The 18,835-nt window shown below is 74.2% G+C and carries 15 protein-coding genes; 8 read left to right on the top strand and 7 right to left on the bottom strand.

Translation table 11 applies throughout. The features are described from left to right. Positions 1–333: 333 nt before the first annotated feature. Positions 334–1,062, top strand: a complete 729-nt coding sequence (locus tag ACWDNY_RS06995) for a GAF and ANTAR domain-containing protein (RefSeq protein ID WP_451644680.1) — start codon at positions 334–336, stop codon at positions 1,060–1,062. A 165-nt stretch (positions 1,063–1,227) separates the two neighbouring features. Here ACWDNY_RS06995 and ACWDNY_RS06990 read toward each other — a convergent pair whose 3' ends face one another. Both ACWDNY_RS06990 and ACWDNY_RS06985 read right to left on the bottom strand, forming a co-directional pair. Beyond that, positions 1,228–1,968 (bottom strand): GAF and ANTAR domain-containing protein, encoded by a 741-nt coding sequence (locus ACWDNY_RS06990; protein WP_451644679.1) that lies wholly within the window; start codon positions 1,966–1,968, stop codon positions 1,228–1,230. Between the two features lie 426 nt (positions 1,969–2,394). Further along, a complete protein-coding gene (locus tag ACWDNY_RS06985; RefSeq protein WP_451644678.1) occupies positions 2,395–2,757 on the bottom strand; it encodes a hypothetical protein in 363 nt (120 codons plus the stop codon). A 559-nt stretch (positions 2,758–3,316) separates the two neighbouring features. Between ACWDNY_RS06985 and ACWDNY_RS06980 the strand changes: the two genes are divergently transcribed. Then, positions 3,317–4,210 (top strand): glycoside hydrolase family 19 protein, encoded by an 894-nt coding sequence (locus ACWDNY_RS06980; RefSeq protein WP_451644677.1) that lies wholly within the window; start codon positions 3,317–3,319, stop codon positions 4,208–4,210. A gap of 186 nt (positions 4,211–4,396) precedes the next feature. On the opposite strand, the gene ACWDNY_RS06975 is transcribed toward ACWDNY_RS06980, so the two are convergent. Beyond that, positions 4,397–5,191, bottom strand: a complete 795-nt coding sequence (locus ACWDNY_RS06975) for an SDR family NAD(P)-dependent oxidoreductase (protein WP_451644676.1) — start codon at positions 5,189–5,191, stop codon at positions 4,397–4,399. Between the two features lie 282 nt (positions 5,192–5,473). Between ACWDNY_RS06975 and ACWDNY_RS06970 the strand changes: the two genes are divergently transcribed. After that, positions 5,474–6,952 (top strand): glutamate--cysteine ligase, encoded by a 1,479-nt coding sequence (locus tag ACWDNY_RS06970; RefSeq protein ID WP_451644675.1) that lies wholly within the window; start codon positions 5,474–5,476, stop codon positions 6,950–6,952. A 204-nt stretch (positions 6,953–7,156) separates the two neighbouring features. Then, on the top strand, positions 7,157–8,554 hold the full coding sequence (locus tag ACWDNY_RS06965; RefSeq protein ID WP_451644674.1) for an amino acid permease: 1,398 nt from the start codon (positions 7,157–7,159) through the stop codon (positions 8,552–8,554). A gap of 174 nt (positions 8,555–8,728) precedes the next feature. Here ACWDNY_RS06965 and ACWDNY_RS06960 read toward each other — a convergent pair whose 3' ends face one another. Beyond that, positions 8,729–9,958 carry an MFS transporter gene (locus tag ACWDNY_RS06960; protein ID WP_451644673.1) on the bottom strand — a complete coding sequence of 410 codons (1,230 nt, stop codon included), beginning with the start codon at positions 9,956–9,958 and terminating at the stop codon, positions 8,729–8,731. 239 nt (positions 9,959–10,197) lie between these two features. Between ACWDNY_RS06960 and ACWDNY_RS06955 the strand changes: the two genes are divergently transcribed. The 4 genes from ACWDNY_RS06955 (at position 10,198) to ACWDNY_RS06940 (ending at position 14,008) form a co-directional block, all read left to right on the top strand. Then, on the top strand, positions 10,198–10,920 hold the full coding sequence (locus tag ACWDNY_RS06955) for an FAD binding domain-containing protein (RefSeq protein ID WP_451644672.1): 723 nt from the start codon (positions 10,198–10,200) through the stop codon (positions 10,918–10,920). A gap of 510 nt (positions 10,921–11,430) precedes the next feature. Then, positions 11,431–12,363 (top strand): Rieske 2Fe-2S domain-containing protein, encoded by a 933-nt coding sequence (locus ACWDNY_RS06950; protein WP_451644671.1) that lies wholly within the window; start codon positions 11,431–11,433, stop codon positions 12,361–12,363. 176 nt (positions 12,364–12,539) lie between these two features. Beyond that, entirely contained in the window at positions 12,540–13,229 is a 690-nt protein-coding gene (locus ACWDNY_RS06945) for an alpha/beta fold hydrolase (RefSeq protein ID WP_451644670.1), read from the top strand. A 446-nt stretch (positions 13,230–13,675) separates the two neighbouring features. Further along, positions 13,676–14,008 carry an alpha-amylase gene (locus ACWDNY_RS06940; RefSeq protein ID WP_451644669.1) on the top strand — a complete coding sequence of 111 codons (333 nt, stop codon included), beginning with the start codon at positions 13,676–13,678 and terminating at the stop codon, positions 14,006–14,008. Between the two features lie 11 nt (positions 14,009–14,019). On the opposite strand, the gene ACWDNY_RS06935 is transcribed toward ACWDNY_RS06940, so the two are convergent. From ACWDNY_RS06935 to pgm, 3 genes are all read right to left on the bottom strand, one after another. Then, complete coding sequence (locus ACWDNY_RS06935; RefSeq protein ID WP_451644668.1) at positions 14,020–15,645, bottom strand: FAD-dependent monooxygenase; 1,626 nt, start codon at positions 15,643–15,645, stop codon at positions 14,020–14,022. Between the two features lie 181 nt (positions 15,646–15,826). Beyond that, a complete protein-coding gene (locus tag ACWDNY_RS06930) occupies positions 15,827–16,639 on the bottom strand; it encodes an SAM-dependent methyltransferase (protein WP_451644667.1) in 813 nt (270 codons plus the stop codon). A gap of 305 nt (positions 16,640–16,944) precedes the next feature. After that, positions 16,945–18,585, bottom strand: a complete 1,641-nt coding sequence (pgm, locus tag ACWDNY_RS06925; RefSeq protein ID WP_451644666.1) for a phosphoglucomutase (alpha-D-glucose-1,6-bisphosphate-dependent) — start codon at positions 18,583–18,585, stop codon at positions 16,945–16,947. Positions 18,586–18,835 lie beyond the last annotated feature (250 nt).

Here is an 18,835-nt window from a genome sequence, read left to right as displayed (position 1 = left end):
GCCTCCCCGCCGGCCTCCGGCGCGAAGGCCGGCGGGGAGGCCGGTCACGCCCGCCGGCCCCGGTGCGAGGCGATTCGGTCGTCGCCTCGGCTGCCCGCCCCGCGCCGCGATGCGCGGGGTGGCGCGGGTGCGCGGGGGGCGCGGAGGTAGGGGATGGCGGATCCGGTCCTCGATCGCCGCCCGCCGGGCGCATAGTGGAGGTAGTGGCCGTAACCTCTGTGTCCTCACGCGCGGGCGGCCGATTTCGCCGGAGGCGCATCCGACGGGCTGGAGTCCGTGGTCCCCGGTGACGCCCGTAAGTGCCCAGGGCCTGGCCCGGAAGGAAATTTCACCGTGACCGACCAGTCGTCCGGCCTCCCGGACGTGACCAACCTGCTGCTGAACACCGAATCCTTCGAGGAGTTCCTGCAGGCTCTCGCGGACAGCGCGCTCGAACTGACGCCCACCGCGCACGGCGCCGGGATCACCGTGGAGCAGGAGCACCGCCCGGTGACCGTGGTGAGCGCCGGCGCGCAGTCCCGCGACCTGGACGAGGCGCAGTACGGGCAGGACGACGGGCCCTGTCTGACGGCGCTGCGCACCGGTGAGGAGGTTCTGGTCCCCGACATGCTGGGCGAGCACCGCTGGGGGCCGTACCCTGCCTACGCCGCCTCCTGCGGCACCCTGTCGTCGCTGTCGTTGCCGATCGCCGCCCGGACCCACACCGCCGGCGCGCTCAACCTGTACTCCCCCAAGGCGGACGGCTTCGCCGACGCCGGCCTCGGTGACCTGCGGGAACTGGCCGCCCAGGCCTCCGGAGCGATCGCCGTCGCCCAGCGCCTCGCCGACACCCGGCAGTACGCCGCGGATCTGCAGGAGGCGATGAGGTCCCGCAGCGTCATCGATCAGGCCATCGGCGTCATCATGGGCCAGCAGCGCTGCCCCGCCGACGAGGCCTTCGGGCTGCTGCGCGCCGCCTCCCAACGGCGCAACGTCAAACTGCGCGACCTCTGCGCCGAATTGCTCACCAACGTCGGCGGACGCCCCGCCCGAGAGGGCCGACCCCTGCGTCCCCGGCCCTGACCGGTCCGCCGGACAGGGACCGGGTCACCCGCCCCGGCGCCGACGGCGCCGTTCGCGGACCTCCCGCCGCAGCGCACGACGGCGGATCGGGGCTTCCACCGGCCGGAGCGCGGGCGGGCCGTGGCCCGTCCGTCGGACCCATCCCGGCGTTCGTGACCGCGCCGGTCACGGGCGGGGACGCAGCGGCGGGCGGGGTTTCGGCGGCTGTCCGCCCAGCCCGGTCAGCAGGCGGGCACACACGTCGCGCAGCTTGGCGTTCGTCTGCTGTGACAGACGGCGCAGCAGGTCGAACGCCTCGTCCTCGCCGCACTGCCGTTGCTGCATGACGGCGCCGATGGCCTGGTCGATCACGCTGCGGGACCGCAGCGCGGCCTGCAGGTCGCGGGTGAAGTCCTCGGCGTCCGCCAGGCGCTGGGCCAGGGCGATGCCGCCACCGGCCTGCGCGGCCACCTGTCCCAGGCGCACCATGTCGCACTCGGCGAAGGCGTCCGGGCCGCTCGCGTAGAAGTTCAGGGCGCCGCTGGTGCCGTCGGTCCCCATGGGGACGGGCAGGGACAGCGAGGAGCGGATGCCGAGAGAGGCCGCGTAGTCGGGGTACGGCCCCCACCGGGTCTCCTGGAGCATGTCGGGCACGTGGACGACCCGGCCGGTGCGCAGGGCCGCGAGGCACGGTCCGTCGTCCTGGCCGTACTGCTTCTCGTCGAGCTTGTCCGCCACGCCTCCGGTGCTGACCACGGTCAGCGGGCGCTGCACACGTTGCAGCGTCGCCCCGCACCCGTCCGCGCCGGACACGCGGACGGCCTCATCGACCAGGTTCTGCAAGAACTCGCGCAGCGAAGCGGTCTCCAACAGCCAGTCCACCACCGGCACCACCATGGTGCGCGTCTCCACAGCGTGCTCCCGCACCGCTCCCCACCTCCCGAAAGTCCACAGCGCTTCCACACCTACCCGCAGAATCCTCGTGGGCAGCACACCGGCGCGGATCCCAAGGGCTGTCCCGCAATCCGCGGTGGATCAGCGCGCGGCGTCGGATGCGGTGCATCGCAAGACGGAGCGTCGTCCACCCACTGGGCGTATCCGGGCGATCCGACAACGCGGCGAGGCGCCGCAGCTGTCGTCGTGCGCCCACCGGGGATTGCGGGACAGCCCTCAGGGCCGGTCGGCGGGCGGAAGCGCGCGTCGGCGGGGCAGGCCGACGGGCTCGCCGGGTCATCCGGGCGGACCTCACCGCGGCAGGCCGGCGCGTTCACCAGGGCATGACCCCGCTCCGGCCGGGCGTCGGCCGTGGGGTGCCTCGTCGCGCCGCCGGCACGCGCGGGGCCCCTTTCCCGGTCAGGCCGCGCGGGTCCAGCGCCGGGCCGGGCTCGGGGGCGTGCTCCGGGCCGCCTGCCGGCGCACGGCCGGGGTGCGGACCGGCCTGACGCGGTAGACCGTCCTGGCCGGATCGGCGAGGGGCTCTCCCAGAGTGATCCGGCCGCTGGAGTGCAGCATGTCGCATGCGGCGGTGGGCAGGGAGACGTAGCAACTCCCCGTGCCGGTACGGGGGTCGTAGGGCTGCCAGTAGCTGTATCTGCGGCGTCCGTCGGCGTACGCGGTGAGGAAGACGGTGGTGCCGGGGTCGGAGATGAGGCGCAGAAGGTCGGCAGCCGTGGGGGTGGGCGGGGCGGCCGAGCGGCTGCGGTGGGGCAGAAGCATCGTCAGATCCTCCCGACCGTGACGTGCGGAACTTCCATGGAACAGGGGTGAGTCGGCGGTTCGCCCGCCGTGCGGCGGCTGCCGCCGCAGAGGGAGGGCCTCGTGCCCTCTACCCTGGGCGGTCTGCCGCCGACGTGCGGTCGAGTGGCCGACGCGGGCCTGTGCCGGTCCGGCGATGACTGCATCAGTGACGGCCTTCCTGGAGACGAGGACTCGGGACCGTCTACCCGGCACGGGCTGTCTTGATCACGACACATGAGCGGCATCATGCGGCCCGGCACGCACGGCCGGCCGCGCCGGGCACCGCGACTGTCGCCGCGTCAGCCGGCACCCGGCTGGTGCCGGACGGCCGCCCCGCGCTCATCTCCCGCCATTTCCAGCCTGGTTGACTGGTCTATACCCTTGACTGGTACGGACCAACGGGGTTGAGTGTGCGTCCACACCCCCCACCACGGTCGCATCCCACGCCGTGCCCGGTCCGGCCGGCGCGTGCGGAGAAGACTCCGTTTCCACCCTGTCCTCGCGGGGTGCGGCCGTACCCTGCCGAGGAGTTGATCCCTTGTCGAGGCGCCGCATGTCCGCCGTCGTGACCGCACTCACTCTCGCGGGAGCCGTTCCGGTGCTCCTGCCGGCCACACAGGCCTCCGCCGCCGCGTGCTCCAGCTACCCGAACTGGGTGGCCGGCAAGTCGTACGTCACCGGTGACGTCGTCCGGTACACCGACGGCAAGGCCTACGTGGCCGAACACGACAACCCGGGCTACGACCCCACCATCAGCACCTGGTACTGGGACCCGTACGCCTGCGACAGCGGCGGCTCCCAGACGCCGGCCGGTACCTTCCCGGTGACCGAGGCGCAGTTCAACCAGATGTTCCCGAACCGGAACAGCTTCTACAGCTACAGCGGCCTCAAGGCCGCGCTCGGCGCCTACCCCGGCTTCGCCAACACGGGCAGCGACACCACGAGGAAGCAGGAGGCAGCGGCCTTCCTCGCCAACGTCAGCCACGAGACCGGCGGCCTGGTGTACGTGGTCGAGCAGAACACCGCCAACTACCCGCACTACTGCGACTGGAACCAGCCCTACGGCTGCCCCGCCGGCCAGGCCGCCTACTACGGACGCGGGCCCATCCAGCTCAGCTGGAACTTCAACTACAAGGCCGCGGGCGACGCGCTCGGCATCGACCTGCTCAACAACCCCTGGCTGGTGCAGAACGACGCCGCGGTGGCCTGGAAGACCGGCCTGTGGTACTGGAACACGCAGTCCGGCCCCGGCACGATGACCCCGCACAACGCCATGGTCAACGGGGCCGGTTTCGGCCAGACCATCCGCTCCATCAACGGCTCCCTGGAGTGCGACGGCAGAAACCCCGCCCAGGTGCAGAGCCGTGTCGACGCCTACCAGCGGTTCACGTCGATCCTCGGGGTCGCCCCCGGCGGCAACCTGTACTGCTGAGCCGCGCCGGGGACGTGGCGGCGGCCGCCCACCCGCCCACCCGCCGCTTCCGGGGCGTCACGGCCGGTCCGGCCGGACGGGCGGGGGGCCGCCGTCCGCGTCCGGGCGCATCGCGGCGGCCCGGAACGACGGGCGGCGCCGCGGACGGCGGCCGCGCGGGGCCCGGTCCGGGTCCCGCGCGGCCGGTCAGGGAAGGATCGAGTCGACGTAGCCGCCGTCGACGCGGAGTGCGCCTCCGGTGGTGGCCGAGGCCTGCTCGGAGCTGAGGTAGACCACCATGTGCGCGATCTCCTCCGGCTCGATCAACCGCTGGATCAGGGACTGCGGCCGGTGCTCGCGCATGAAGACGCGCTGGGCCTCGTCCCAGGGCAGGTCTCGGTCGACGAGTTGGTAGACGAAGTCCTCCACACCTGCCGTGTGCGTCGGGCCGGCGATGACGGAGTTGACCGTGACACCGGTCCCGGCCGCCTGTTTGGCGAACCCCCGGCTGACCGCCAGCAGGGCGGTCTTCGACATGCCGTAGTGGATCATCTCCACGGGGGTCACGACGGCGGAGTCGCTGGCGATGTTCTGGATGCGCCCCCAGCCGCGTTCCGTCATACCGGGCAGCAGGAGCCGGGTCAGCCGCACGGCGGCGAGGACGTTCACCTCGAAGTAGCGGCGCCACTCCTCGTCCGTGATCTCCAGGGGATCCGCGGCTCCGAAGATGCCGACGTTGTTGATGAGGATGTCCACCCGGCCGAGGGCGTCCACCGCCCGCCGCGCGCCGTCGTCGGTGGCCACGTCCGCGGCCGCCGGTACCAGCTCGGCGTCGGGAACCTCCCGCCGGAGCCGGTCGACGGCCTCCTGCGTCCGCTCGGCGGAACGGCCGTTGACACCCACCCTCGCACCGGCCCGGGCCAGACCCTCGGCGATCGCCGCGCCGATGCCCTGCGTCGAACCGGTGACCAGCGCGGTGCGTCCCTTCAGGTCGATCTGCATGCCGTCTCCACCCTTCCTGTGTCGGAAGTGGCCGAGTACCCGGGAACGGCCCCGTGTGCCCGTGGGACACACCTCGCACGAGGACGGCCGCCGCACGGTGGCGCGCCGGTCGCGGTGACCCCGGCGGCAGGTGCGGAGGGCGTCCACCCGAGGCTCACCGTCCTGCCGCACTCTCCGGGTGGAACGCCCGGTACCGGCGCTCGCCGTCCCGCATGGTCGAGGTCGCCCGGCGGTGCGACGCTGGGTGGAGACGTGGCCGCCGAGGGGAATGCTGGAGGGCCGATGGGACGCGACGTCCCGGCGCTGGTCTTCACCCGGGAGGACCGCCGCCGGTACCGGATCAAGATGCAGGAGTGCCTCGACGCGTTCGCCCAGATGCTGCGCGAGTCGCGCTTCGAGTCCGAGCGGCCCCAGGTGGGCCTGGAGATCGAGCTGAACCTCGTCGACGACGAGGCGGAGCCGGCGATGTGCAACAGCGACGCGCTCCAGGCCATCGCGGACCCGGCCTGGTCCACCGAGCTGGGCCGGTTCAACCTCGAGATCAACGTTCCGCCCCGTCGGCTGACGGCGGGCGGTCCCGACGCCTGGGAGTCCGAGATCCGCCACGCGCTGAACCACGCGGAGGAACGCACCAGGTCGGCCGGCGCTCATCTGATCATGGTCGGCATCCTGCCCACGCTGCGGCAGGAGGACGTCGGCGAGGCGGCCCTGTCGGAGAACCCGCGCTACCGGCTGCTGAACGACCAGGTCTTCGCGGCCCGCGGCGAGGACCTGCGCATCGAGGTGGACGGCGCGGACCGGCTGCGGACCTACGCGGACACGATCACTCCGGAGGCCGCGTGCACCAGCACCCAGTTCCACCTGCAGGTGTCCCCGGACGAGTTCGCCGGCTACTGGAACGCGGCGCAGGCGATCGCGGGCATCCAGGTCGCGCTGGCGGCCAACGCTCCGTTCCTCTTCGGCAAGGAGCTGTGGCACGAGACCCGCATCCCCCTGTTCGAGCAGGCCACCGACACCCGTCCGCAGGAGATCAAGGTGCAGGGGGTCCGGCCCCGCGTGTGGTTCGGGGAACGGTGGATCAACAGCGTCTTCGACCTGTTCGAGGAGAACCTGCGCTACTTCCCGGCGCTGCTGCCCCTGTGCGACGAGCAGGATCCCGGGGACACGCTCGACCGCGGCGACATCCCGGAGCTGGCCGAGCTGACCCTGCACAACGGGACCATCTACCGCTGGAACCGGCCGGTCTACGCCATCGCCCACGACAAACCGCATGTGCGGGTGGAGAACCGGGTGCTGCCCGCCGGCCCGACGGTCGCCGACACCCTCGCCAACGGCGCCTTCTACTACGGGCTCACCCGCGCCCTGGTGGAGGAGGACCGGCCGGTGTGGTCGCGGATGTCCTTCTCGGCCGCCGAGGACAACCTGCACGCGGCGGCGCGGCACGGCATCGAGGCCCGCCTGTACTGGCCCGGGATGGGCGAGGTGCCGGTCGCCGAGCTCGTCCTGCGGCGCCTGCTGCCGCTGGCGCACCGCGGGCTGGAGCGCTCGGGCATGGACGAGGCCTGGCGGGAGCCGCTGCTCGGCGTCATCGAGCAGCGGTGTGTCACCGGCCGCAACGGGGCCGTCTGGCAGAAGGAGATGTTCCACCGCATCGAGGCCTCCACGCACTGCGGCCGCCACGAGGCCCTGCGGCGGATGACGCAGCTGTACATGGACTACATGCACCTCAACGCGCCCGTCCACACCTGGCCCGTGGACTGACCGGCCGGAGGGCTTTCGGCGTCTGCCGGGTTCCGGGCGCTTCTGGACATTTCCCGGCGCGGCGCCCGTGACAGCTCACCTTTTGCGGCGCCGGATGCGGCTATACAGGACGAAAGTGAGTGATTTGGAGACAGGGCAGGCCATGCCGGACCATGGGTGGGTCCCGGCGACCCCGGACACCCGTTCGACGAGAGGCACCACCCCATGCACGTCACCGGAACCGCCCGGCCATCGGCTCCGGCCCCGCAGACCACCCCCACCCCCTCCGAGGACCCGTCCGGCAGCAGCGGCAGTCACGCGCGCCGCTTCGGCCTTCCCGTCGCCACCGCCCTGGTCATGGGCAACATCATCGGCGGCGGCATCTTCCTGCTGCCGGCCTCCGTCGCCCCCTACGGCACCGTCAGCCTGGTGGCCTTCGCCGTCCTGACCGTCGGCGCCATCGCCCTCGCCCTGGTCTTCGGCCGGCTCGCCCACCGGCACCCCAGCACCGGCGGACCCTATGTCTACGCCCGCGAGGCCTTCGGGGACTTCGCCGGCTTCCTCGCCGCCTGGGCGTACTGGATCACCACCTGGGTGTCGAACGCGGCGCTCGCCGTCGCCGCCGTCGGCTATCTCGACGTACTGATCCCGGTCGGCGGCCACCGCTGGACCGCGTGTCTGGCCGCCCTCGTGCTGCAGTGGCTGCCCGCCCTGGCCAACTTCGCGGGCACCCGCTACGTCGGCGCCGTGCAGCTCGTCTCCACCGTCCTGAAGTTCGCGCCGCTGCTGCTCGTCGCCGTCGGCGGGCTGTTCTTCTTCGACCCCGGCAACCTCGGCCCGTTCAACGGCTCCGGCACCGGCACCGTCGGCGCCGTCTCCGCCTGCGCCGCGATCCTGCTGTTCTCCTACCTCGGCGTGGAGTCCGCCGCAGTCAGCGCCGGGGAGGTCGACAACCCCCGGCGCAACGTCGGACGCGCCACCGTCATCGGCACCGCCGGCGCGGCGTTCGTCTACCTGCTGGGCACCCTGTCCGTCTTCGGCACCGTCCCCCACGGCCGCCTCGTCGACTCGACCGCGCCGTTCTCCGACGCCGTCAACGCCATGTTCGGCGGTACCTGGGGCGGCGTCGCCGTCGCGGGCGCCGCGCTCGTGTCGATGACGGGCTGCCTGAACGGGTGGACGCTGCTCAGCGCCCAGACGCCGTACGCGGCCGCACGCGACGGGCTCTTCCCCGCCCCCTTCGCCCGCAAGCGGCGGGGCGTCCCGACCGTGGGCGTCGCCGTCACCGTCGTCCTCGCCTCGCTGCTCACCATCTACAACTACACCTCGCACTCGGCCAGGGTCTTCGACATCCTCGTGCTGATCACGACCTTCACCGCGGCCGTGCCCTACCTGCTCGCGACGGCCGCCCAGATCTTCCACCTCGTCTCCGGGCACGGCGAGCGGGTCGACCGGGCCCGCCTGGTGCGCGACAGTGTGATCACCGCCGTCGCCGCCGCCTTCTCGCTGTGGCTGATCGCGGGCGCCGGGTACGCGGCGGTGTACCAGGGAGTGCTGTTCCTGCTGGCCGGCGTCATCGTCTACGCCGTCATGGCCGCCCGCCGGCAGCGGACGGTGGCCTGATCCCCGGCGCCGCCGCCGGTCCGCGCGGGGGCCGGGCCCCTGCCGCGAGCGTGCACCACGCCGACGCCACCACCGACGCCGCCGTGGCCCGGCCCGACGGCTCAGGCGGGGAGGCGTGCGCCCTCCACCTCCCCCGGGGAACCGCCGGCCGCTTCGTCCCCACCGGCCGGCCCGTCAGTCCGGCAGACGGTTGACCCGGTGCACCTCGGGGACGCAGAGGTTGAGCGCGGCGGCCGCGACGATGAGGGCGGCGCAGGCCAGGAGCACCGTCGGGTCGTCCCACGTGTGCGCCGCCACGGCGGTCACCAGATAGCCGAGCGGGATGGCCAGGCGCTCCCCGACACCGTTGAAGGCGCTCATGCGCCCCTGCTCGGCCTGCGGCACGTGCTGCTGGAAGGCGGTGGTCCACGCGACGATCGCTATGTCCAGTCCGACGCCCCCGAGCAGCGCGGCCGACAGGACGACGGGCAGCGGCAGGTCCCCGCCCATGGCCGCCAGGGGCAGGGCCAGACCGGCGCTCGCCGCGACCGCGACGGCCAGCAGGCGGTGCGGTCTCCAGCGCAGGCACACCAGCGTCCCGGCGAGCAGGCCGGAGGCGAAAGCGGCCTGGACCAGCCCCCAGTCGCGTGCCCCCGCGTACTGCCGGGCGGCGACGAGCGGACCGAGCAGCTGGAAACCGGCCAGCCACGCGGCGACGAGGACGGTGCCGGCCGCCGTGTAGGTCCACAGCCAGGTGCGTGACCAGAAGCCGGTCCAGCCCGCCCGCAGGTCACCCAGGGCGCTGCCGGCCGTGAGCGGGGCGTCCAGGCGCAGGCCCAGCAGCAACAGGGCGGCGACGGCGAAGGTGAGCGCGTCCCAGGCCAGCGCCCAGGCCGGGCCGGCGGCGGCGACGATCAGCCCGCCGGCGACCGGGCCGGCGACCTTGACCGCGTTGCCCGGGAGCCGGAGCAGCGCGTTGGCCTGCTGCAGCAGCCCTGCCGGGAGGATCTGGGCGACGGCGCCCTGGGCCGCGGGGGTGGTGAAGGCCACGGCCGCCCCCGAGACGAAGCCGCAGGCGGCGATCGAGGCCGTCGACGCCCGGCCGGTGGCCACCGTGGCGGCCAGGGTCCCCTGGGCGAGGGCGGCGAGGAGATTGCCGAGGAAGAGTATCCGGCTGCGGGACAGACGGTCCGCGAGGACGCCGCCCGCCAGCAGGAGGACGATCGTGGGGACGGTGCTCGTGGCGAGCACGAGCCCCAGGGATCCGGCTCCGCCGCCCTGCCCGATGACCGCGTAGGCCAGCGCGAGGGGCGCCATCGCCGACCCGGTGGCCGAGATCAGACTGGCCGACAGGAACCGCCGGAAGGCCGGGACGCGCCACGGGGTGCTGCGGGGGGTCGTCGACAAGTCCGCGGCGGTCTTCATGATCTCCCTCTGGCTCGGCGCGGCGAGCATCCTAAACTATGCGCCTCCGCCGAGGGGTGGATACGGGCAGGCGTGCGCGGCACGGCGACCGTGTCCGGTGGCGACGGCGGCGCTCGCGGGGCGTCCGCGTGCGGGTGTGAGCCCCGTACGCGCCCTTCACCCGCGCGGGAGGAACGCGCACCGTCGGCAGTGACCCGGCTCCCCTCCCACCGCCGGCGACTGTCGAAGAGGTCGGTTGCATGCTGCTGCGTCTGCCCACGTCCGTGTCCGAAGCACAGCGGCACCTGGCCGAAGGGGCGGTGCCCGTGGGCGGGGCCACGCTCGTGTGGGCCGTGTGGCAGCGGGACGGCTTTCCCGAGCAGGCGATGTCGCTGCGGGAGGTTCCCGAGGCCAACGTGATCGAGCGTGAGGCGCTGGGCGCGGCCGTGGTCCTGCACCGGATCGACGACCGGGTGCCGGAGGTGCTGCACCGGGCGGCGGCCGCGGTGGGCACCGGGGCCGTGCGCCGGACGGCCACGGTCGGCGGCAACCTCGTCGGCAGCACGCTGCGCTGCCTGCTGCCCGCGGCGCTCGTCCTGGACGCGTGGGCGACGGTGCTGGAACCGGACGGTGTCCGGGTGACCGACCTGGCCGAGGTCCTGGCCAAACGTCACCTCCTGCTCGCTCTGCGCTGGCGCGCACCGCTCGTCAGCGGGTACCGCAAGCTGCCCGCGGCGGCGGGCGGCGGGCCGCCGCTGGTCGTCGCCGCCGCCGTGCACGACGACGGCGGCGGCCGGCGTCGCCTCGTCGCCGCCGTCCGGGACGGGTACGAGGCGATCGGCGAGAGCGCCCCGTGTGACCGCGGCCCCGGGCAGGTCCTGCCGCTGCTGGAGCGCACGGCTCTCGGCTCCCTGGCTCCCCCGGCGTGGGACGTGGTCCGCCGGCAGGTGACCGACGTCCTGGAGCGGGCCGCCGGCCGGTGACCGGCGGTGGGCGTGCGGTGGTGGGCCCGTGGCCGAGGCGTCGCTTTCGCGGCCACGGCCGCCGACTCCGCGGCCGTTCCGTGCGGGGGCCCCGTGGCCGCGGCCGCCCGGTCCGCCGCCGTCCGGTGCGGCGGGCCCCTTCCGCCGTCGTCCGATTCGGCGGCCACCCTCCGCCGGGCCGAGCACCGTGGGTGCGGCCACCCAGTTTCGCCGCCGTCCGCAGCGGCGGGCCCTGTGGACTGGCCGCCCGGACCGCCCAGTCCACCGCAGCGTGCACAGCGGCGGGCTCCGCGGCCGCCCGGCCCACCGCGGCGGCCTGCCGCGGCCACCCGGTCCACCACCGTTCGGTGCGGCGGACGTCCGCACCGCACCCGGGGGTGGCGGACGGTCGCCGCGCCCCGTTCGCTGCCCTCCGGTGCGGTGGCTGCCCGTCGCGCCCGAGGTGGCGGACGGTCGTCGGGCAGTGGCTTCGACCGGTTAGGACGGCGGCGCCGGGCTACTCGGGAGTGCATGACACAGAGCACCTTCACGCGCCGGGCCACGGAGGCGGCGACCCGGGCCCTGCCCGACGCGGCGGGGCCCGGGCGCGTCCTGCGTTCCACCGACCGGCTCGAGCGGTTCACCGGCGCCGACCTGATCGTGCGGCAAGTGCAGCGGCTGGTGCGGGCGGCACCCCTGGGCCGCGCCCGTGACGCGCTCCACGGACGATGGCTGGGCCACCCCGTGCACCCCCTGATGGTGCAGGTGCCCATCGGCTGCTGGCTGTCGGCGGCCGTGCTCGACGCGATGCCCGGGCAGCGGCGCGCCGCACGCACCCTGATCGCCACCGGCATCGTCGCCGCCCTGCCGGCCGCGGTGGCGGGCTGGGTGGACTGGGCGGAACTGCACCGGGAGCAGATGCGCGTCGGCCTGGTGCACGCCGCGGCCAACGTCGCGGCGGTCGGCCTGTACAGCGGCTCGCTCACCGCGCGCCTGCGCGGCCGCGAGGCACTGGGACGGGCCCTGGCCCTGGCCGGACTGAGCGCGGTCGGCGTGGGCGGCGCACTGGGCGGTCACATGGCCTACCGGCAGGCGTCCGGGGCCAACCACGCGGAGTTCGTGCCGCACCTGGTCACGCCGGGCTGGCACACGGTCGCCGACCTGGATGCCCTCCCGAAGGGCCGGCCGGTGCGCAGCGAGGTCGACGGCGTGGCCGTGGCGGTCGTCCGTGAGGCCTCGGGGTCGGTGCACGTGCTGGCCGACCGGTGCAGCCACATGGGCGGCCCCCTGTCGCAGGGCACCGTCGTCGACGGATGCGTGCGCTGCCCCTGGCACGGCAGCGTCTTCCGGCTCTCCGACGGCTGGAACGTGCAGGGCCCGGCGACCGCGCCGCAGCCCTGTTTCGACACCCGCGTCGTCGACGGCCGGGTGGAGGCGCGGCTGCGCTTCTCCGACGTCCCGTGATCCGGCTCCGGCGGCCGGGACCGGACACGCCCCGGCCGCGCGGCGCCGCGACCCTCCTCCCGGCTTCGTCTCCCGCGGCCGGCGTCCGGCCCTCGCCGGGGAACCCGCGGCGCCCGCGCCAAGAGACGGATGCCCCCGTCCTGTACGTCCGTCGGGACCGGGTGGAACCGGCGACGGTGCGCAGCTTCGGCGCCGAGGGGCCCGGTGCGGCCGGGCGCACGGTGGTGCTGGTCCCCGGACTCGGCGCGCCCGGATACCTGCTGCGCGCCGCCCGTGAGTGCGCTCGGCACTCCCCGGTGCGGCTGCTGGACGTCCCCGGCTTCGCCGATCCCGACGGCCCGGCCTGCCCGGCGACGCTCGGCGCGCTCGCCCTCACCGTGGCGCGATGGCTGGCGGCGGCACCCGATGGGCCGGTGGTGCTGGCCGGGCACTCCACCGGCGCGCAGGTGGCGCTGCACGCCGCCGCACAGGTCCCCCACCGGGTGGACGCCCTGGTCCTGCTCGCACCGACCTTCCCGCCCCGGCTGCGGCGCGCGCTGCCGCTCGCCGCGGCCTTCGCCCGCACCGCCGTGCACGAGAACCCCGCCGTCCTGCCGGCCCTCCTGCCGCACTACGCCGGGGCCGGCGCCGGCCGCCTGGTGCGGTACATCCGCTCGGCGCAGGCGGACCGCCCGGAGGATGTGCTGCCGTCCGTGACCTGCCCGGTCGTCGTGGCCGGGGGCCGGCACGACGCCCTCTGTCCCCCCGCCTGGCTGCACCACCTGGCACGGCGGGCGCCCCGGGGGCGGCTCGTGGTCACCTCGGGGGCGCACGCGTTCCCTCACTGGTACCCCACCGCCACCGCCGCGCTGCTGCGGGCGCGCTGAAGGCGCCGACCGCCGGGACGGCGCGGCGGCGCCGTCGCTTCGGGGTGCCCCGTGGCGTTTGCTCGACACCGTCGGCGAATCAGGCAGTTGTGTCCACGGGATCTGCGGGGCATGAGGAAGGCTGTGCCGATTCAGTACTCGTCGGCGAAGGGGGCCGGCCTGGGCAGCCTGTTGGCCCGGTGGTCCCGCGTGCGCAAGTACGGGGTTGTCCCGGGCCGATAGGCGCCGTGGTGGTGCGTCAACGAGGGCAGGAGGTTCGGGCCTTGTGGGTCGCCGGTCGGCGCGCGCCCGTCGTGCGGTGCGGCACGGGATGGTTGAGCCGTGGACCACGACTGAAAACACTTGCAGTAACTTGCAGCAAGACCGTACGGCGGGGCACTGTCATGCCGTCACCAGACCAGGCCCCGTCCCGAGACCGGGCCCCGGCACTCTTGAGGGAGCCCCTCATGACCCCCAGGCGTTTCTCACCCCGGCGCGTCGCCGTCGCCGCCATGGCCGCCCTCGTGCTCACCGGCTTCGCACCCGGCGGGCAGGCCGAGGCCGACCAGCGCGAGGGCACGGCCGCGCCGGCCTGCGTGCACACGTATCCCGGCTGGCGCTACACCACGGTCGTCAACGACTGCGACACCGCCGTGCACGTGACCGTGGACTACGCCGACGCCCGGCCGGTGCCCTGCCGCACGCTCGCGCCGCTGGACGTCGCCACGTTCCCCGGCTACGGCCCGGAGCTCAACCACGTCACCGGCACCCGCGAGTGCGTGCCGGCCGCTTCCGCGTAGCCGACGCCCCGTCAGTCGAACACGCGCGTGAGGCAGGCCAGGACATCGAGGTGGCCCACGGGAGTGACACGGACCCCGATGTGTCCGTCCGGCCGGATCAGAACGGCGGTCGAGTCCCCCACGCCGTACGCGCGGCGGAACTCGCCGGCCGCGTCATGGAGCGCGGGCAGGAGCAGATCGCGGACGTCGGTGTGCGGGGCGAGGATCGCGTAGCACGTCAGCTCGCCCCTGGCCGCGTTGCCGGCGACGCCGGCGAGTTCGTCGAAGCCGGCCGCCTGCCCGGCCGTGCCGGCGTAGAGCAGCAGCACGTGGTCGCGTTCCCGCAGCAGGTCGAACAGCCGCAGCGGCCAGCTGCACAGCGGATCACGCAGCCCTGCGCAGTCCGGGGCGCGCTCACCGGCCAGGGGTCCCCCTCCCCCGCCGCCCGGCTCGACGATGGGGCTTCCCTGGTAGGAGACCAGCAACTGCGCCTCACGCAGCATCGCGGTGGCGGAGTCGTCCGGGTCCGTCCGCACGCCCTGGGCGGCGTGCCGGACCGTGCGGCCGACGAGCTCCTCGCCGACCGGCCTGCGTTCCGCCGTGTAGCTCTCCAGCAGCCGGGGCTGGGCGAGGCCCTTGGCGGCGAGCGCGAGCTTCCAGCCGAGGTTGTACGCGTCCTGGATGCCGGTGTTCATGCCCTGGGCGCCGGTCGGCGGGTGGATGTGCGCGGCGTCGCCCGCCACGAAGACCCGGCCCTCGGCGTAGCGGTCGACGATGCGGTGGCTGATCCGGTACAGCGACGACCAGCGCAGCGCCGTGGCGGTGACGGGTGCGGGCGAGAGCCGCGCGAGAGCCGCCTGGACGTGGTCGATCCGCAGCCCCTCTCCGTTGCCGAGCCCGTGGGCCACCTCCTCCGCCTGCGCCACCGGCCCGGACCGCTCGCCGGACAGTTCGGGCGGGGCCGACATGGTCACCCGGTAGCGGGACCGGCCCGGCAGCGGGATGCAGACGAGCAGGTCGTCGGTGGTCCCGTCCGAGGTGCGGTGCATGGAGCGGACCTCGTAGCCGGCGGGCAGGTCCCAGTCCAGCTCGACGTCGGCGAGCAGGTACTCCTCGGGGCAGGCGTCGCCCTCGAACGAGAGCCCCAGCTGTCTGCGCACCACGCTGTGCGCGCCGTCGCACCCCACGAGGTACTCGCTCCGGACCTCCGTCTCCTCGCCGACGGCCGTGCGCAGCCTGCTGGTCACGCCCTTCGCGTCGTGCGTGAAGGAGACCAGTTCGGTCTCGCGTTCGACGCGCGTGCCGTGGCCGGCGAGCCGCTCCTCCAGAATGCGCTCGGTCTCGTACTGCGGCAGTGACGCGAAGCCGTACGGCACCTGCGGGGGCAGGGTCAGTTCGACGCGTGCCTGCTCGGTCCCGTTGACGTGGACGAGCTGTCCGCGGACGGGCACCGCCGCGTCCAGCGCCGCGCGGGCCACCCCGGCCCGGTCCCAGATCTCGAAGGTCCGCGGCAGGACGCCCACGGCCTTCGCGTACGGCAGGCGCTGGGGCAGGCGGTCGACGAGACGGCAGTGCACGCCCCGGCGTCGCAGCTCCAGGGCCGCGGTGAGGCCCACGGGGCCGGCCCCGGCGATCAGGACCTGGGTGTCGTCGGTCATGTGCGTCCTTCCGACGATGCCGTCGTGCGGACGGTGCCCGTCGGAGCGGTGCCGTCGACGGCGCCGCCGGGGCGTTGATCCACTCCCTTTCCATGGTGGCGCCCCGGGCCGTGACCGGCCACCGGACGGCCGGAGGGCCTCGGTGACCGGTGCCCCGGCGGGCGCGCGAGACGCCTCGGCGTCAGCGCTTGCGGCCCACTCCCCCGAACATGGCGACCTCGGGGAGTTCGTCCTCCTCCGTGCCTGGACGCCAGCGGTTGCAGGAGACCACGCCGGGCTCGAGGAGCTCCAGGCCGTCGAAGAACCGGGCGACGCCGCCGGGCGTGCGCTGGGTGAGCTTCGGCGTCCCGTGCTCGTTCCAGAAGGCGACCGCGGCGTCCACGTCCGGCATGTCCGGTCGCGTGACCGTGTGCGAGAGGACCAGGAAACTGCCCGCCGGCAGGGCGTCGACGAGGCGCCGCACGGTGGTGTGGGCCTCCTGGTCGTCCTCGAGGAAGATGACGACGCCGAGGAGCATCAGGGCCACGGGCCGGCTCAGGTCCAGGGTGCGCGCGGCGTGCTCGAGGATGGTGTCGACGTTGCGCAGGTCCTCGTCGAGGTAGTCGGTGCTGCCCTCGGGGGTGCTGTGCAGCAGGGCCGCCGCGTGGGCGAGGACGATCGGGTCGTTGTCGACGTAGACGATGCGGGACTCGGGCGCGATGCGCTGGGCGACCTCGTGGGTGTTGTCGGCGGTGGGCAGCCCGGTGCCGATGTCCAGGAACTGCCGGATGCCCTCCTCGCGCACGAGGTGGCGGACCGCTCGGCCGAGGAACTCCCGGTCGGCCCGCGCGTAGTCACCGATGCCCGGGTGGAGCCGGCGGATCTGGTCGCCCGCCTGCTGGTCGACCGTGTAGTTGTCCTTGCCGCCGAGCCAGTAGTTCCAGATGCGGGCGGTGTGCGGCTGGTCCGTCCTGATCCGCCGCAGCGCCTCGTCGACGGGGGGTCGCTCGGTCACGTGATGTCCTCCGGGGTCCGACCGTTGATCGCCTGACAGGCAACGTAGCGGCGGGAGTTGGGAAAAGCGACCGGCTTGACGCGGCGCGCCGCGGGCAGCCGGGGGCGCGTCCCGCCGACCCGGCGCGGCGGGACGGCTTCCGGTTCCGCCCGGCCCGGCCGGCCGCTGGGCGGGTGGCGGGGCCGGATCGGCCGCGCCGCCCCCGGCGTGCGCTACGGGCGGCCGGACCGTGGACGCCGCCCCGCTCCGCCGGGGGTGCCGCGTGGTGCGGCGCCCGGCGGAACGGGGCCGGCGGGCGCGGGGCGTCAGCCGCCGAGAGCCCGCAGGACGACGTCCTTGGCCTCGTCCTGCACCCGGCTCAGATGGTCGGCTCCGAGGAACGACTCGGCGTAGATCTTGTAGACGTCCTCGGTCCCGGAGGGGCGGGCCGCGAACCAGGCGTTCTCGGTGGTCACCTTGATGCCGCCGATGGCCGCGCCGTTGCCCGGGGCCTCGGTGAGCACGGCGGTGACCGCCTCCCCGGCGAGGGTGTCGGCGGTGACCTGGGCCGGGGACAGCTTGGCCAGGCGGGCCTTCTCCTCACGGGTCGCCGGCGCGTCGATGCGGGCGTAGGCGGGTTCGCCGAAGCGCTCGGTGAGGGCCGCGTAGTGCTGGGACGGGGTCCGCTCCGTGACGGCCGTGATCTCGGAGGCGAGCAGGGCCAGGATGATGCCGTCCTTGTCGGTGGTCCACACCGATCCGTCGCGGCGCAGGAAGGAGGCCCCCGCGGACTCCTCGCCGCCGAAGCCGAGCGAGCCGCCGATCAGCCCGTCCACGAACCACTTGAAGCCCACGGGCACCTCGACGAGCCGCCGGCCGAGATCGCCGGCGACCCGGTCGATCATGCCGGAGGAGACGAGCGTCTTGCCCACGCCCGCGTCGGCGGGCCACCGCGTGCGGTGGGCGTACAGATAGGAGATGGCCGTGGCGAGGTAGTGGTTGGGGTTCATCAGGCCGGCGTCCGGGGTGACGATGCCGTGCCGGTCGGCGTCGGCGTCGTTGCCCGTGGCGATCTGGAAGCGGTCCCGCTCGCCGATGAGCGAGGCCATCGCGTACGGCGACGAGCAGTCCATGCGGATCTTGCCGTCCCAGTCCAGCGTCATGAACCGCCAGGTGGGGTCGGTGAGCGGGTTGACCACGGTCAGATCGAGCCGGTGCTGCTCGGCGATGCGGCCCCAGTACGCGACGGACGCCCCGCCCAGCGGGTCGGCGCCGATCCGCACGCCCGCGGCCCGGATCGCGTCGAGGTCGAGGACGTCCGGCAGGTCCGTGACGTAGGCGCCGAGGAAGTCGTAGCGGCCGGTGCCGGGGGCGGCGAGCGCGCGCGGGTAGGGCACACGCCGTACGTCCTTCAGCCCGCCGACGATGATCTCGTTGGCCCGGTCCTGGATCCAGGAGGTCGCCTCGGAGCCGGCGGGTCCGCCGCTCGGCGGGTTGTACTTGAAGCCGCCGTCGGCGGGCGGGTTGTGCGAGGGGGTGACGACCACGCCGTCGGCCAGGCCCGAGGTGCGGCCCCGGTTGTGGGTCAGGATGGCCAGGGAGACCGCCGGGGTGGGGGTGTAGCCGTCGTCGGCGTTGATCAGCACGGTCACGTCGTTGGCCGCGAACACCTCCAGGGCGGTGACCTTCGCGGGCTCGGAGAGGGCGTGCGTGTCGGCGCCGAGGAAGAGGGGCCCGTCGGTGCCCTGGGCCTTGCGGTACTCGCAGATCGCCTGGCTGGTCGCGGCGATGTGGTCCTCGTTGAAGGCGACCGCCAGCGACGAGCCGCGGTGTCCGGACGTGCCGAACGCCACGCGCTGTCCCGGCTCGGCCGGGTCCGGGTGAAGCGCGTAGTAGGCCGTCACCAGCCGTGCGACGTCGATCAGGTCCTCGGGGGCGGCCGGCTTGCCCGCTCGCTCGTGCTGCATGCGCAGACTCCTCCATGTCGGTCGTGCATCCGCTCGCGCTCTCATCTTCCCCTTTACCTGCGAGACCAGCCGTACGATCCCGGTCGGCGGCGGGCGGCCTGCGGTGGGGCCGCGCGGGGCGCGCGACGACGGTGGTCGCGTCGCCCGGCGGCGGCCTCGGCCGGGCAGGAACGGGCTCCACCCGGCAGGGGCAAGGTCGGCCCGGCAGAGGCAGGCTCCGCCCGACGGAAACAGGCTCGGCCCGGCGACG

This window comes from Streptomyces sp. NPDC003697 (assembly GCF_053587115.1).
This window is presented reverse-complemented; position numbering and strand designations above follow the sequence as displayed.

Coding starts and splice junctions, on each gene's coding strand:
- ACWDNY_RS06985 (WP_451644678.1), bottom strand. CDS start 2,757: ATGCTTCTGCCCCACCGCAGCCGCTCGGCCGCCCCGCCCACCCCCACG.
- ACWDNY_RS06975 (WP_451644676.1), bottom strand. CDS start 5,191: ATGCAGATCGACCTGAAGGGACGCACCGCGCTGGTCACCGGTTCGACG.
- ACWDNY_RS06970 (WP_451644675.1), top strand. CDS start 5,474: ATGGGACGCGACGTCCCGGCGCTGGTCTTCACCCGGGAGGACCGCCGC.
- ACWDNY_RS06965 (WP_451644674.1), top strand. CDS start 7,157: ATGCACGTCACCGGAACCGCCCGGCCATCGGCTCCGGCCCCGCAGACC.
- ACWDNY_RS06960 (WP_451644673.1), bottom strand. CDS start 9,958: ATGAAGACCGCCGCGGACTTGTCGACGACCCCCCGCAGCACCCCGTGG.
- ACWDNY_RS06955 (WP_451644672.1), top strand. CDS start 10,198: ATGCTGCTGCGTCTGCCCACGTCCGTGTCCGAAGCACAGCGGCACCTG.
- ACWDNY_RS06950 (WP_451644671.1), top strand. CDS start 11,431: ATGACACAGAGCACCTTCACGCGCCGGGCCACGGAGGCGGCGACCCGG.
- ACWDNY_RS06940 (WP_451644669.1), top strand. CDS start 13,676: ATGACCCCCAGGCGTTTCTCACCCCGGCGCGTCGCCGTCGCCGCCATG.
- ACWDNY_RS06935 (WP_451644668.1), bottom strand. CDS start 15,645: ATGACCGACGACACCCAGGTCCTGATCGCCGGGGCCGGCCCCGTGGGC.
- pgm (WP_451644666.1), bottom strand. CDS start 18,585: ATGCAGCACGAGCGAGCGGGCAAGCCGGCCGCCCCCGAGGACCTGATC.